Below are 15,205 nucleotides of genomic sequence, written 5' to 3' on the forward strand. Positions count from 1 at the left end.
TGTCGTATGCAATTCGCTGTTCGAAACATTAACTCTTCGCAAGGGCAATGACAACCGGAGCGTCTCGCTGACTGGGATGATTTACCTTCACGAAACAAAACTAAGCCCCTATTATCAAGCCCAATAAAGGCAGAAAGAACCAATCGGCGCGGCATTGGCGTGAGAATTCCTCACAACACTGTTCCGGTCGATAATCGGATTGCTTTATTCGTTATTAACATACCCATCAGTCGGATTAATGGTCCTCCTTCGGCGGCCAGCCGCAATTCGGGTCACGGGGCAGGGGCCGCGGCCGATCGTCTCGGCTGGGTGCGGGCGACAACTATGCCGCCCACGATGACGAGACCGCCCACGACCGAGTTCCAGCCGACGGGCTCGCTGAAGAACAGCGCGCCCAGGGCCGTGGACCAGATCGGGACGACGTAGGTGATGGTCGAGGCGATCGTCGCTCCGGCAGAGGCGATCACCTGCATATTGAGCAGGAAGGCGTAGCCGGTGCCGATCGTGCCCAGGACGATCAACCCGACGGCCGCGGCCCAGCCGGGCAGGTTCGAGGCGCTGCCCGTCAGAGCGGCAACGACCGCCAATTCGACTGTGGCGGCGACTAATTGGGTCAGCGACAGCGCCGCCGCGGAGCCGCCGCCGGAGGAGAAGAACCGGCGGGTGTAGGCGAAGCCCGCGCCGTAACACATCGTCGCCGCCAGGCAGGCGGCCACGCCGCCCACGGTGTCGGCGCTGAGTCCGCGCCAGACGCCGAGCAGACAGGCCACGCCCGCGAGCCCGATGAGCACGCCCGCGGCGCGCCGCCTGGTCAGCGGCTCCCCGGGAACCAGGACCATCGCGAATCCCATGGTCATGATCGGCGTGGTCGCATTGATCAGGCCCGCCAGCACCGAGCTGATGTGCTGTTCGGCGACGGCGAGGAGGGTGAAGGGCGCCGCGTTGAGCAATACGGCGACCACGGCGGCATGACCCCATACTGACCGGGAGCGCGGCAGGCCCTCGCCGCTGACGGCGCAGATGACGGCCAGGGCGAGCGCGCCGAATCCGCAGCGCCACAGAGCCACCCATACCGCCGGGACGTCGGCGTTCACCGCGAGTTTGATGAGAGCGAAGCTGGTGCCCCAAATCGCTGACAGGACAAGGAATTTCGGCACCCAGTCGTCGGTTATTCGCCTGCGGGCAGCGACCAGGGTCATCGCGCGGCCCCCTTCACACGAGGTCGGTCGGGTCGCGTTTCAGTCTGCCGATGGGTTATACATGAGTCCAATGACATGAACTGATGACGTCATGAGGAAGCTTCATGGACATCACACTCACTCATCTCAAGACGCTGATCGCCGTAGTCGACGCCGGCGGATTCGGTGCGGCGGCGGCCGAACTCGGCGTCAGCCAGTCGGCCGTTTCGCACACGATCGCCGCACTCGAGCGGATCAGCGGTCAGCCGGTCGTCGAACGTGAGGTGCCGATCACCCCGACCGGCCTGGGCCGGGGGATTCTCGAGCATGCCCGAATCGCGGTGGCGGCCTCGGCGGCCGCCGAGGACATCCTGCGCGGTCGCGGCGACAGTCCGAGCGGCACCATCACGCTGGCGGCCCCGCCGACCGCCTGCCACGCGGTGCTCCCCGCGCTGCTGCGGACGTGGCGGCTGGAGTTGCCCCGGGTGAAAGTTGTTGTCCTGGAAGGAGAGGACGGAGAGATCGCCCGATGGCTCGCCGACGCGACGGCGGACGCGGCCGTGCTCGTCGACCCGCCCCAAGTCCCAGCGGGGGCGGTGCTGCTGGCCCGCGACGGCTTCTGCGCGGTGGTCGCGAATGACCATCCGCTCGCCGGTGAGGCGGTCGTCGACCTCGGTGAACTCGCCGACGATGCACTGTTGCTGTCCACCGGAGGATGTGAGCCGCACATTCGAGAACTCCACCGCCGAGCACGATCCGAATTCCTGCCCGCGCATCGGGTGCGTCAGTTGAGTACCTTGTTCTCCATGGTGCGCGCGGGTATCGGCGTCACGATCGTGCCCGAATCGGCATCGGGGATGGAGGGATCCGACGTGGTCTTGATTCCGATCAAACACAATCTCGTGCGATCGCTGTATCTGTGCGGCCCGCCCGACCGGCCCTGGCATCCCGCAGTCGCGCGAATGGTCGGCGCTGCACGCACGATCATCGACGACGGGCAATCGTATAGTGCCGACTCTTCCTTGTAACTGGCTATTGCACTAGAGGTTCGGCTTCGCAAGCCAAGTGAGGCCGGCGACCACGAGCGCCTCGACGCCGGTGGTCAAGGTGGGTTCGATGTCGAGGGCGAACTCCGCGGAATGGTTGGTGGGTGCGCGATCCGGCGACAGGCCTCGCCCGGCAAGATCCATTCCGCCCCAGAACCAGTAGACCGTGGGCGCGGCGGCGGCCTCCCCGAGGATCCCGACGTCCTCGCTCGCTGTCACGGGCGGGACGGGCACGATCCGGTCCGCGCCGAAATGCTCTGTGAACGCGGCGACGGTTCGCGCGGTCGCGACCTCGTCGCTCACGAGGATCGGGGTGGACGCGGACCACTCGAGCGCCGGCTCACGTTCGGCTCCCGCAGCCAGCGCTTCCGCGCGGATGATCCGCTCGACCGCAGCGCGCACCAGGGCCCGGGTCCGTTCGGTGTTGGCGCGCAGATTGATTCCCAGCTCGGCAGTGTCGGGAATGATGTTGTCCACGGTGCCCGCCTGGAGCCGCCCGACTGTGACCACGGCGGTTTCGCCGGGTGGCACCTCGCGGGCGACGATGGCCTGCAATCGGGTGACGATGTGCGCGGCCATCAATACCGGATCGATCGTCGTGTCGGGGCGCGCGCCATGCCCGCCCCGGCCGAACAACGTCACCTGCAGCGAGTCCGCGCCGGACATGACGGGGCCGCCGCGATGCCCGATGACTCCAGCAGGCAGGGGACCCACGTGCTGCGCCAGGATGATCTCCGGGCGCGGGAAGCGCTCGAAGAGACCGTCCCGCACCATGTCTCGCGCGCCGCGCACCAGCTCCTCGGCTGGTTGGAAGACCAGCAGCACGGTCCCCGACCACTCGCCGCGCGCCCGCGCCAGCAGGGTCGCGGCACCGAGCAGGCACACCGCGTGCATATCGTGGCCGCAGGCGTGCATGACCGGCACGTCGCGCCCGGTCGCGTCGACCGCCCGCACCGTACTGGCGTACGGCAGGCCGGTCTGCTCCCACACCGGTAGCGCGTCGATGTCCGCGCGCAGCATCACCACGGGTCCTTCACCGTTGCGCAGGACCCCCACGACACCGGTACCGCCGATCTCGGTGTCGACCTCGAAACCCGACCGCCGCAAGACATCCGCGATCTTCGCCGCAGTCCGGAATTCCTGCAGCGACAACTCCGGGTGCTGGTGGAAATCGCGGTACAGGGTCGCCAACTCGTCTGCCAAGCCGTCGCAATTCGCCCACAGTGCCTCGAGCATCCCGCCCACTCCCCGGTCCGCCGGCAGCGTGAGACTGTCCCGGCCCGCACTCCGTGGATCCAAATCGACTCCTGCACAGCACAATAGCGAGCTCCCGCGAAGGCCGCAGAACTTGCGGGCGGATGGTCACGGCCGATTCGAGAAGCAGATGTCTTGCAGCACTGCGGCGTCGAGCACAGATCAGGCCGAGGAGCGGCGCGCGGCCGGTGGCGCATCAGTTCAGCGGGAGTTGCGTGCAAGGCTTCGACTCGGGACCGAGTGCCTCGGTTCGCCGTAAGGGTGTTTTGTCGACGATGATGCCGGGCCACCAATTGCGGGTGCCGAAAAGCTTCATCATTGCTGGTACCAGCATCATTCTGACCACCACCGCATCGAAGAAGACGGCTACGGCGAGGGCGAAGCCGAATTGCTCGAGTTCGAGGACATCTGCGGTGATGAAGCTGGCGAATACGGCGATCATGATCGTCGCGGCAGCGGTGATCGGACGGGCGGTGTGTTCGATGCCTTCGACGATTGCGGTGTCGTTGTTGCGGGTGCGATGGAATCCTTCGCGCATTCTGCCGATGAGGAACACTTCGTAGTCCATCGACAGGCCGAACACGACAGCGAAGACCGTGACCGGTAGATAGACCTGAACGAAACCGGTGCTGTGGAAACCCAGCAGATCCGAGGCCCACCCCCACTGGAAAGCGCAGACTGTCAGCCCCAGCGCCGCGCCGGTGGCCAACAGGTTCATCAGTACCGCCTTGGCGGGAATGACGATGCTACGCAATACAACAGCGAGATAGATGAAGGAGAAGCCGAGGATCAACACGACAACCCATGGCACTTTTGCCGATATCTCCGCCGATGCGTCGACAACCAATGCCGTCGTTCCGCCTACAGCGATGTCTGGTCCTTCATTCGCGGTCAGCTGGCCGGCCGAGTGCCTGACCTGACTGATCAGGTCCGTGGCCGCAGTGGAATCGATTGGAACCGAGGCGATGGCGACGAGCAGTTCGCGGCCGTCACTGTGTTGGGCTTGGGTGTATGCGACCCGAGGGTCGCGTTGCAGCTGGCGCTCGAGGTACGCGGCCCGCCGCAATTGTGAGTCCGTCATGGGCGAGTCGTGTTGGCCGGTCAGGACGATGGTGATCGGCGAGATCGTGCCAGGCGCGAATTTCCCGGTCAGGATTGCGTTGGCTCGTCCGCTGGTCTGCTCGGCAAGCGCGCCCGCTCCGATATCGACGCCGTAGCGAATCCAGCCGAGGGGGATCGCGCAGAGCACGAGCGCCAATGTTGCCACCGCTACGTATCGCCACGGTCGTGCGATCACCTGATTTGCCCATCGAGACCACCACCCTGCCACTGATCCGGATGTCGAATCCGAGGGCCGAAGCCGTCTCGGAAGCCCGAGCGCGTTCACGCCAGGACCGAGGAGTGCCAATGTTGCCGGCAGCAGCGTCCAGGCAACCAGCAGCACGGACGCGACAGTCACGGCTACGACGACGGAAATGTTGCGTACCACCGGAACATCGACAATGGTGAGGGCGCCGAGCGCGATCATGACCACGAGACCGGAAATCGCGACCGTGTGACCGGCCGTCGCCATAGCTGTGGCGATCGCGTGGTCGATCCGCTCACGTTCACGCCGTGATTTCACACCGTCGGCGGCGAGTTGCTCGCGGAATCTGCTGACCACGAACAGCGAATAGTCGATGCCCAGTCCGAGCCCGATCATCGAGGACACCGTGGTGACCAAGCTATCGAAGCTCAGGAAGTTCGACATCAAGGCGAACAACCCGAACGCTGCGTTGAGTCCGATGCCGGTGGCCACCAACGGCATGACACCGGCGATCAGTCCGCCGAGGGCGAAGATGAGCACGGCCAGAGCAATGGGGATGCCGATGCTCTCAGCGAGCCGTGCATCCCCGGATTCCACGGTGGTCAGATCTACCGTCATCGGCGAATAGCCGGTGAGTGCCACACTCACGTCGCGGCGGGGGTAAGCCTGGAGCAGGTCGTGGAGCCGGCGGGATACCTCGATGCGCTCGCGGGCACCGCCGCTGATACCCACCAGCGCCATCGCGGAAGTCTTGTCAGCAGATACCAGTAACGACGACATCAACGGTGTGTACGGATCGATCACTCCCACAACCCCAGCGGTGGCGCGCACTACGTAGGTGACGTTGTCGACCGTGGCGCGGTAGGACGCGCTGTCGACCGTGGCGGTCTTGGAGGTGAAGGTCAGGGTCAGTTGCTCGGAACCGAACGATTGAAAATGGCGGTTGATGAGCTGATCGACGCGACTCGATTCAGTTGCGGGAACCGAGAAGTCGACTCCCACCAGGCTGTTTTGCAACGTCGGGTATAGGAGCGCCGAACCGATCGAGACGAGCGCCCACACTATGACCACGAGCCATCGATGGTGGGCGATGAGCCGACCCCAGCGATAGCCGATTCGTCGCGAATCGTGTTGGCGGCCTGGTGAAGCCGGTGTGGCGCCCATCAGCGGGCATGCTGTGGGTCGATTTCGCGCCCGTATATTCGGTACACCCGGTGCGGGGCCTGCTCGATGCGGGTCAGGACCGCACCTTTCATCCATGCACTGTCGTCCAGGACCGGCGCCGCCTCGACATTCTTGTATCGCTTGTTCTTCATCCGTTGACTCAGTTCCATTATCAGCAAGAGAGCTATTGTTCGATCCTGGCAATCGGGATCGACGAACAGCATGTCGACGCGGACGTTGTCGACCACTTTGTGCCGTCCGGGCCGCTTGAGATGCCACAGGGTGGCAAGGTCGCGTGTCCATCGCGACGAGAACCTCGAGGAGCGCACCGCGGCTTGGTTCACGTCGGGTATGCCCATCAGGAATCCGACGGGCTTACCCTCCAGCTCCGCGAGCAGAACAAGTTGACGGTCCAGAATCGGGAGCATTATTTTCAGAAGCTCGAACAACTCTGTCTCGGATAACGGTGAGTAACCCCAGAATTTTACAAACGCCTTGTTGTAAAGGTCTGCGACGATCTTCGCGTCACGTCGGATCGTTCTATATTTCATCGATCTGAACGTCACCTTGGAGCGGGCGCGCATCCTTTCATATATTTGCCGGTGCCGCGCGAATGCGGGATTTGTAAATAGCAAATAGGGGTCGTCGAACCGATAGCTGTAGAAGTCCTTGACTGCGACCAATCCCCACTTTTCGAATTGGGTGCCATAGTAGAGCGGGTTATGTGGCATTCCCACCAAGGGTTGTTTCGGCTCGTCTCCGACCACGACACCGGCGCTGTAGAACATCGACGGGCTGAACGGCCCGTAGACCACGGCGAGGCCCCGCCGGGCCAACCAGGACGATGCCGCACGCAGCAGCGCATCGGCAACCTCCTGCCGATCGATCGCTTCATAGAACCCGAAGAAGCCCATGCTCTCGCCGGTGTACTCGGTGAAGCCCAGATCGTGAATCGCGGCGATGCGACCGACCGCAACGTCCCCATCCCTGGCGATGAATGCCTGTGAACACCGGGTCGCCGCCACCGCCGCCGGGGGGTCTCTCAGCACGCGGCCGATGTCGATCGAATCGTCCGGTGCCGGGAACGGATCATTGCGGTAGATCTGCCTACCGACCCCGCGGAACTCGGCCCACTGGGATGCGGTGTCGACCGCGTGAACGGTGATCATGGTGCACCGCCGTCCACCTGGTCCCCGGCAACTGATGCCGAGGCGGTGGCCAGGGTGGTTTTGCCGGCGAATACATACTGACCAGGGTGGACTGCGATGTCAGCGACAAGTTCGTCCGGCAGGAACGCATCACATTGGGAACCGAAGCGGATCATGCCGTATTGCTGTGCGCGGGTGACGCTGTCTCCCTGTCGAACACGAGCGACGATCCGGTTGACCCACAGGTCCGCGATCTGGGTCACCGTGACGACCGCACCGCTGGCGTGCCGGATACCGATCGTCAGGCGTTCATTGGCCAGCAGATGGTCGCACCCCTCGTCGTAGGGGGTATGACGAGTGATCAAGTTCGCACCGATTCGCGCCATCGAACGATTGAACGGCGCGGCGGCGCGGTGCCGGCGAAAACAGATGGTGCCGGCGATCGGCGCGCGATTGCGGTGCACCGAGTACTCGGTCATGTAGATACCAACGAGGTAGCCGCCGTTGGATATCGCGCCTAGCCCGGTGAATTCGGTCAATGGGATGGTACGTCCATTCTTCACCGCATCCGGTATTTCGCCCTTGTCGATCCGCTTGATGTAAGTGATCAGTCCATCGGCCGGCGCGACGATGGCCCTCGGGTCGGTCGGCGGCCATCGCGGTGGATCACGAAAAAAGAACCGCGTTCGCCAGAACACGAAGAGCGACCCCAGACAGAATGTCGGAGCAGCGACGATAGACGCTACGACACAGCAGGGTTTTGCGATCATTGATATCGCCTCTCATCCACTTTTGCCGACCAGCCGACGAATGTTCCCATAAGCCGGTATCGCACGTTTTTCGGCAAAAGACCAATCATGCCGCACACCGCGTAGAAGCCCAGCGACAGAGCGAAGTTCAGAAACTCTTCGACATCGACGGCATCGCGCAACGGAACTGACGACGGCTCGTTCTCATACACCGTCATCCAATCGACAATGGAGTCAACGTTCGCAATTGAGCCTTCTCGAAATAGAACTCGAAAAGCCGGCGGTTGTCACACCACGATGTGTCGAAGCCGGGCGGGAAAATCGCTTCGGGCTTGTGAACCAGCCGCATCAACGTGTCGATATTCTCCGACAGCATGGTTTTGGCGAATTTGGGGGAGATCTGTGAAGTCACACGCTCGACGAAGTCATCCCAGCTGACCAAATCCAGTCCGAGCAGCTCTGCGTAGAGGTCGTGACCGTAGCCCTCGGGGTTGCTGGGCAAAAGGCGCGCCTGCGGCGAGGCCGCAAACGCGTTGGTGGTCATTACTTCACAGAGCACATCCACAGGGACATAGTTCATACCTGGACCGTCCCAAATAGCACCGACCGCGATGGCCAACTCGATGATCCGCCAAAAGGTATACACTCGCCCGGGATCCACGCCGTGGTCGGTACTACCGAGGACATAGGGCGCCTCACACAGGGTGACCGAGTATGTATCCGAGCGCGCCAGCCATCCGAGCAGTGTCGCATTCACCCACTTCATCTGCGCATACCCGGAGTACCACCAGGAGTCGGGATGACGAAAATCATCGGGCTTCTGATACAGGTGGGCGCCGATGCTTCCGACATAGGTGAGATGCTTGCGAGTAGACGTGACAGAGAACTCCAGCATACGCAGGAGGCTGATGAACCAATCGTTGCGAAGGTCCAGGTAGCTGTCGGTGTAGCTGGTCGAGCTGGCGCAATTGAACAGGTGGCCGATATCTCGGGCCAATTCGAAGTACTCGACATCGCTCAACCCGAAGTGGCGTTCGGTCGGGGTTCCCTCGACGATTCGCAGCTTGGCCGCATCGACTTCGATCGCGTAACGATCGACCGTCGCTTGCAACCGCTGACCCGCAGTCTGCTCGGCAGTCGGGCGTACAACGGCCGACACGGTCTCGATAGCAGGGTCTCGACTCAACCGGCCGATCAGATGGGCGCCCACAAAACCGTTCGCGCCGAACACCAATGCCGTCTTTCGTCGCGATGAAGACATCGCTGCGACGCGGCGGCGAGTTTCGTCGTCGATATGGGGACGAAGCGCGGTTGGATCGCCCGCACTCAATGCCGCGACATCGGCGTACTTGCCGGCGAACCGCAAGCCTTGGATCTCCGGCTTGATCACCGCATCCGAGTATGGCCACTTGGGCCGCAGCAGTGGATCACCGAAGGGAGAAATATGGTTCATGAGCCGTTCCTGGTGACAGTAGTTTGGCGGAGATTTTCCGTTGCACATACTTGGCTACGGATTAGCCTGACGAACCCACGATCGAGGTATCCGATATTTCGGGGTTCATTTATCTCCGACGATCGATGAGTTTCACAGACGTTGGGCTTCGCGTCAACGGTTGGATCAATCCAATTTCAGTCGAGGCGAAGCCAACTTTCACACTTACACAGAACCGAACATCACCATGTCCGGTCACGCACGTTCAACCGAACGCTGTCCTCAGTTGAACACCATCAAAGAGAGGACTTATCGACCGCCGCCGTGGCGGCGAGGTCGTGTCTGCGCCAGCGCAACATCCAAATCTGTTCGACTTATCCCGGGTCGGTGAGTACATCCGCTAGACTGATCCAGCAGAAAGCCAATTCCCGTGCGATCCTGGAAACTTTCTCCGCACAATGGGGCGGCACACATGCATACAACTTCTCCCAGTCTTTCGCCTCCATTCTCTGAGAATTCAGAAAACGCAGAACAGCCCGACCGGAATCGGTCGAGCGCAATGCCGGATCCCTTTGCAAGACGTGCAAAAGGTCGTCTATGAGTTGAATTCGATCCACGGACCATTCGATGGTCGTCGGCGACCGCCTGGATCTACTCGGCACCGGATCCTCACCGCGGTCCATACGCTCTCGAACGTCGCGCGCAGTGGCCGGTGATACACCCGCCTCCCTCGCGATCTCGCGAAGTGAGGCATGCGGCTTCTCTTTGATCAATCGACTCGCTCGGATACGACCCGCGGCGCTGTTCACCGGCCGGGACTTTCCATCTCGACCGAGTCGAGTCGAGCTGTCCGCGGCGGGAACATCCGATGTTCGACGAATCGAGGCGATGGTCTTCGCCGATAAACCAGTCAATTCTGCCAACGAGCGATCCGACCAAGATGGATGCATTTCCAGCATTCGCTTGGCTGCAGATCGGCGATCAACCGCCGAAAGCGGGAGACCGTGGCTCACATTAGTTCGCACGCCAATGGCGAAGGCTTCGGATTCGGTGCCCTCGAAGAACACCACCTCAATGTCCCCAACGCCGCGCATCTCGGCCACCCGCAATCGATGCATGCCATCGATAACTCGCATCGACCCGCGATGTACGATAATAGGCGGCAACTGCGTCTCCGATTCGGACAGCGTGGCGATATGATTCGCATTCTCACCCCCGAGCCGGGGAGAATCGGCGTACTTCAGCGCAGCCGTCGGCACCTTCACAGGCAAAATCGAAGCCAGTCGATCGATCTCCGCCACGATCTTATCGCAGTCCAACACATTGTCGATTTTTGCAACCACGCGACAGTCGAAACTATCCATTTGCTACCCCGCTAGCTCTTGTTACTACAGTGACTGTTGTGTGCGCTGAAACGCCGAAGCCCTCGGCTAGGTTAGTAATTCCATGACGGGCACGCCGGCCGGATGGCCCCGCAACATCTTGCCAGCAATTTCTACCTCACGCTCGGTTCCTCGCACAGATTAGCCGCGCTAACGACGGTACGTGCGATTTCGAGATTGTCAACGGACATTGCTGAACATTTTTTCTCGGCCGCATGCAATATCGATAAACATGCCGGAATGATCTCCGCGTTTCCATGGGATTTTGCATTATCGGCTCGATCGTGGCGTTCAACCGTGACTCATCCGCAGTTGCACGTCAGTACGGAGAGCGGCCGTCCAGCACCTCGTCGTGTATCCAACCGTGAACCCCCATCCGCTCGCATGCCCTCGGTACGACGGAATCAGTCGCATATTTCCGAGTCAGCTGGTGCCACTAGACTAAGAGCGGCTTCGACATGCGGTTCGAACACATCCCGGTGAGCGGAATCCGGCAACCAGTTCTGATCACGCCACGCACCGAGACCTGACCATGCTCATTACCCCTGCTACTTTTTTGCAACCAACTCTCCGCATGGTCGCCGAATTCCCTGTAGCGCAGTGTGCTTTATTCAGCCTTCTGCCTCGAGCATGGATATCCAGCAGAGTTGGGTCTGCGAATCTTCGATCCACCACCGACCGATCCACCGACGGGGTGTGCGATCCGGGTCGGACCCCTGATCCTCGTCCTTGCAGGGCTGACCGCGGTGTCCCCGTTCGCCACCGACATCTACGTCCCAGCCTTCCCAGGTGCGAAATGCCTTGGTGTGCAGTCACATCCGCGTGCACGTGCAGTCGCTTCCTCGGAATGCACGTACATGTCCAGCCGGAAGCGGTGCATACATGCAAGTCACATGGAGAGTTGGGGGCTACGGCTCGAGCGCGTCCTCGACCGGTTCGAGCAGAGGAAACCGGCTCAACCAGGCCTTCAGTGCGCCTGGCTCGTTCACCAGCCGATTCGCCAGTTTCTGGCCGTGGTGGTTCATGATCTCCCCGACCACCGTCACCGGCAGCGAGTCTGTGTCCTCGCCGGAGAGGAACCAGTCGTGGTCGATAGCGGTGACGAGTATCGAGAGGTCCTCGCCGATCACGCCGTTGATTTCCAACCGCTCTCCGATCCGCGGCAGCACCGGACCATAGGCGTTGAACGAGATCGAGTCGTCACCGTCGGCCCTTTCGACCAGGATCCAGACCCGGTAGCGCAGCAGCCCATCGGTACCGACTGTGCTGTCAGACATCGCCCTCCCCCTTCGTCTCGAGTGCAGCATGGCAGCCACGCAGCCGCTATGCAGCCGCTATCCGCGAAAAGGAACCGAGTTCGGCGCCGAATCTCACCGGATGAGTTCCACGCTCCGGTCAGCCGTTGGGCTCCGGGTGTGCAGGCTCTTACGACTCCTGCACCCCACACCGACACTCTGCCGATCGAATCATCGGCGAGGGCCGAGCCAGATCCGGCCGGCTACCGTCGCCGCCACAACACGCGGATCCACCCCGCCAACATCAAGCCGGCGGCGGGCGTCGCTGCCGACGGCCTGCTCTCCGCCGCCGCCTACGCGAAATTGATCAGCCAGCCATTCTGCTGCACGGCAGCGCGCTCGACATGAGCAAGCAGCGGCCGAATACGCTGCCAGCCGATGGCTAAAGGGTGCTGTCGAGGTCATCCGCGGCATTCAGAAGCGCTGCCGCGATGCGGCGGGCCTCAGGGCCGGTTAGCTCCGTTGTTTCGCCTTCGCGCACCGTCAGGCCCACAGCCAGTCGGCGATCGAAACGGGTGTCTTTGGCGCACAACCGTACTCGGACTCTGCTACCGGACAGTTGCGGTCCTATCACCGGCACCGTCCACGGCCGACTGCTGTGCCACTGTTCGGCCTGTGGATCCATCGCCTCGTCGTGCTGTCGACACCACGGAGGGCAGGGATGGGCCTGCGGAAAGCCATCGGCCAGAATTCGGGAATCCCATAAATCCCCGCCGGCTACGAGAGCCTCGGCAAGCTGCCGTGCCTGTGCCGCGGTCATTTCGGAATAGACGCGGCTCGGCGCAACCAAATCGATCCAGCTGTATCGCAGCCCATGACAGTCGTGAGCGTTCAACTGCACGAACAACACTGGAAGCCCGGACCGCGCCGGTATCTCGACCAGCACCGGCCGCTTCCGGCCACAATGGTGACCGCCATCGCCGGGTGCGAACGGATCCGGGTCGTCGTGCTCTACGCACCACGCCGGACACGGCAAAACCGTGGACATCTCTTACCAATCCCTGTGCACGCCCTTCTGCGAGGGCTGCGCCCCCTTCGCGCAGCCCTGGCAGCGGGGTCCCCGTCCTCCTCCTGCGAGGCAGGGAAACTGTCGGGCTCCGCACCATTCTGGGTGCTTCCGATATACGCGGAGCCGAATGCAACTACTCACCGACTCTGAGGTTGGTGTCCGAGGAGCCGGTGCGAGGGAAATAAGAACATGCCCGGATCGCGGCGGTAAAGACACCGGGCGCACGCTGACCAGAGGCACCTCTGGCCAGTGGTCGATTCGAATGGGCGGGACCCACGCTCCTACTTGGGTTTCCGGTGTGCATGGGCTCGAACTCATTCCGGCTGTATCGCTTCCCGGAGAGTATCCTGCTCGCCGTGAACGCTGGCTACACTGCAGTGGGGGAAACCGAGATTGACCAGTTGCTGGCCCCCAACCTCGCTGACTTCGTCCGAACCCACCGCACGACTTCGAGGCACCCGGACCATCCCCGCGGCTTCAGCCGTCCGGCACTGGCCAGTCTCTGTGACGTGAGCGCCAGTTATATAGCTCAGATCGAGCAGCGCGAGAAGACCTCGCCAAGTCCCGAAGTGGTGGACGCGATTGCCCGCGCACTGCGGCTGACGCCCGCCGAGCGGCAGCATATGCACAATCTCGCTGCACCTAAGACTCCGGGCCCGCGTACCCACACACCGATGCCGGTCGCCGGGATGCGTGAACTGATCTCCGACGATCTACGCGCTGCTGCCGATGGCCTGGCTCCACATCTGTCGGGATATATCGACGAGCGATGGAATGTGTTGTGGGCCAACCAAGCCTACGCCCGCGCGTATCCACGGCTATCGGAAGTGGAGAACATACTGGTCTGGTTCTTCCTGGTCCCAGAGTCGCACAAGGTAATGATCGAATGGGAGGACGAAGCCCGGCTGACCGTGAACTGGTTCAGATGGCACATGGGCAGGTACCAGAATCCACAGTGGGCTCTGGATCTGCTCGGCAGGCTCAGCTCATGCGCGGCCTTCCGGGCAATGTATCTAGCCGAGCGCGTCGACTTCGAACGCCACCAGCCCTTGATGCACCTGCGTGACCCGGCTACCGGAGAGCCCTACAGTGTGCGGGTCCGGATTACCGATGTGCCCAGCGTAGATGCACCGTTTCAGTGGTTCATCGGCATACGCCAGTCGTTCAGCGGGCCGCCGAGTTTGCCAACCGACTGAGAAATCCGCCGATCGCATCGTTGACCAGACCTGGGGCCGTCCAATTGGCTGCGTGGCCGGCGCCGGGAACCGTCATCACGGGACCGGACCCGGCCAGTCCGGCAGCCAACGCATCGGACTTGTCGGCAGTGCTCGAGGCGTCGAATTCGCCGCGTAAAACCATTGCGGGACAGGTGATCTCACCCAACCGATCAAGGAGAGACTCCCGTTCGGTCAAGCAGGCGGCCGCCTGAATGATCGCTGAACGGTCACTGGCCGCCCATTTAGCGCGCCACGGCCCCTGATCGGCCGCCGTGCCGCCGATCAGCTGTGGCGCCAAACCGTCTGCCAGACTTGCCAGTGGCACTTCAGGATTCGTCCAGGCGTCGAACAGCTCGCGATACTCGGCCTTCTGCTCGTCGGACGAGTCACCGGCCTCCGTGTCGAGCAGGATCAGTGCCTCCACGCGCTCCGGTGCGAGCAGCGCGGCGCGTAAAGCCGTGTAACCGCCCTGCGACATCCCCCCCAGGACCGCACAGTCCACGCCGGCCGCGTCCATCACGGCCAGCAGGTCGCGCGCCGAATCCCAATAGCTGAAAGGCCGATGCGGCTCCGAAGCAGTGCCACCGTGCCCCCGGGCATCCCAGCACAGCACCCGAAAGCCCTTCGCTTCCAGATACTCCACCTGCGGTGCGAACATCGACAGGTCCATGAAGAATCCATGGCTCAACACAACGACTGAGCTGCTGCGACCACCAGAGTCGGTGTAGAAGATGCGGGCCCCATCGGTACTGACGTACGGCATTGCCGTAGCGTAACCGTGCTTTCGGCCTGCTGTCGCGGCCCGAGCACACTCTGTCCAGAGGTGGGTCCGACCGGACAGCATGGCGAAATCCGCAATAGCGCAGGTCAGTTCAGAAGTACCAGGGGTAGGGCTTCCAGTCGGGCTCGCGCTTCTCGAGGAAGGCGTCGCGGCCCTCGACCGCCTCGTCGGTCATGTAGGCCAGGCGGGTCGCCTCGCCGGCGAAGAGTTGCTGGCCGACCAGTCCGTCGTCGGTGAGATTGAA

General features: G+C 62.3%; 13 protein-coding genes and 1 pseudogene. 2 read left to right on the forward strand and 12 right to left on the reverse strand.

All coding sequences use genetic code 11. The features are described 5' to 3' along the window. Nucleotides 1-272 precede the first annotated feature (272 nt). The gene (locus ABZ909_RS39755) at nt 273-1,199 is read right to left on the reverse strand and encodes a DMT family transporter (RefSeq protein ID WP_357010907.1); all 927 of its coding nucleotides are present in this window, start codon (nt 1,197-1,199) and stop codon (nt 273-275) included. A 104-nt stretch (nt 1,200-1,303) separates the two neighbouring features. On the opposite strand from ABZ909_RS39755, the gene ABZ909_RS39760 reads away from it, so the two are divergent. Then, nucleotides 1,304-2,206 carry a LysR substrate-binding domain-containing protein gene (locus ABZ909_RS39760; protein ID WP_357010909.1) on the forward strand — a complete coding sequence of 301 codons (903 nt, stop codon included), beginning with the start codon at nt 1,304-1,306 and terminating at the stop codon, nt 2,204-2,206. A 12-nt stretch (nt 2,207-2,218) separates the two neighbouring features. Here the strand turns inward: ABZ909_RS39760 and ABZ909_RS39765 are convergent, their stop codons facing one another. From ABZ909_RS39765 to ABZ909_RS39805, 9 genes are all read right to left on the reverse strand, one after another. After that, nucleotides 2,219-3,460 (reverse strand): amidohydrolase, encoded by a 1,242-nt coding sequence (locus ABZ909_RS39765; RefSeq protein ID WP_357010911.1) that lies wholly within the window; start codon nt 3,458-3,460, stop codon nt 2,219-2,221. A 214-nt stretch (nt 3,461-3,674) separates the two neighbouring features. Beyond that, nucleotides 3,675-5,948: an MMPL family transporter gene (locus tag ABZ909_RS39770; protein ID WP_357010913.1), complete on the reverse strand. Its 2,274-nt coding sequence runs from the start codon at nt 5,946-5,948 to the stop codon at nt 3,675-3,677. Further along, nucleotides 5,948-7,117 (reverse strand): hypothetical protein, encoded by a 1,170-nt coding sequence (locus ABZ909_RS39775; protein ID WP_357010915.1) that lies wholly within the window; start codon nt 7,115-7,117, stop codon nt 5,948-5,950. The genes ABZ909_RS39770 and ABZ909_RS39775 overlap by 1 nt, the downstream gene beginning before the upstream one ends. Next, nucleotides 7,114-7,866 (reverse strand): phosphatidylserine decarboxylase, encoded by a 753-nt coding sequence (locus ABZ909_RS39780; RefSeq protein ID WP_357010917.1) that lies wholly within the window; start codon nt 7,864-7,866, stop codon nt 7,114-7,116. Before ABZ909_RS39780 ends, ABZ909_RS39775 begins: the two co-directional genes overlap by 4 nt. Further along, the gene (locus ABZ909_RS39785) at nt 7,863-8,063 is read right to left on the reverse strand and encodes a serine/threonine protein phosphatase (protein ID WP_357010919.1); all 201 of its coding nucleotides are present in this window, start codon (nt 8,061-8,063) and stop codon (nt 7,863-7,865) included. Before ABZ909_RS39785 ends, ABZ909_RS39780 begins: the two co-directional genes overlap by 4 nt. Continuing rightward, a complete protein-coding gene (locus tag ABZ909_RS39790; protein WP_357010921.1) occupies nt 8,060-9,298 on the reverse strand; it encodes an SDR family oxidoreductase in 1,239 nt (412 codons plus the stop codon). The genes ABZ909_RS39785 and ABZ909_RS39790 overlap by 4 nt, the downstream gene beginning before the upstream one ends. A gap of 353 nt (nt 9,299-9,651) precedes the next feature. Then, complete coding sequence (locus ABZ909_RS39795; protein WP_357010923.1) at nt 9,652-10,641, reverse strand: ParB N-terminal domain-containing protein; 990 nt, start codon at nt 10,639-10,641, stop codon at nt 9,652-9,654. Between the two features lie 926 nt (nt 10,642-11,567). Beyond that, nucleotides 11,568-11,936 (reverse strand): hypothetical protein, encoded by a 369-nt coding sequence (locus tag ABZ909_RS39800; protein ID WP_357010925.1) that lies wholly within the window; start codon nt 11,934-11,936, stop codon nt 11,568-11,570. 400 nt (nt 11,937-12,336) lie between these two features. After that, nucleotides 12,337-12,795, reverse strand: a complete 459-nt coding sequence (locus ABZ909_RS39805) for a hypothetical protein (RefSeq protein ID WP_357010927.1) — start codon at nt 12,793-12,795, stop codon at nt 12,337-12,339. A 524-nt stretch (nt 12,796-13,319) separates the two neighbouring features. Here ABZ909_RS39805 and ABZ909_RS39810 point away from each other — a divergent pair. Then, on the forward strand, nt 13,320-14,159 hold the full coding sequence (locus ABZ909_RS39810; RefSeq protein ID WP_357010929.1) for a helix-turn-helix domain-containing protein: 840 nt from the start codon (nt 13,320-13,322) through the stop codon (nt 14,157-14,159). Here ABZ909_RS39810 and ABZ909_RS39815 read toward each other — a convergent pair. Then, nucleotides 14,128-14,943 carry an alpha/beta hydrolase gene (locus ABZ909_RS39815; protein WP_357010931.1) on the reverse strand — a complete coding sequence of 272 codons (816 nt, stop codon included), beginning with the start codon at nt 14,941-14,943 and terminating at the stop codon, nt 14,128-14,130. The two genes, ABZ909_RS39810 and ABZ909_RS39815, sit on opposite strands and share 32 nt — an antisense overlap. 109 nt (nt 14,944-15,052) lie before the next feature. Then, nucleotides 15,053-15,205: pseudogene (locus ABZ909_RS39820) on the reverse strand (1,4-dihydroxy-2-naphthoyl-CoA synthase); the annotation flags it as partial.

The sequence above is a fragment of the Nocardia sp. NPDC046763 genome (assembly GCF_040645495.1).
GTDB lineage: Bacteria > Actinomycetota > Actinomycetes > Mycobacteriales > Mycobacteriaceae > Nocardia.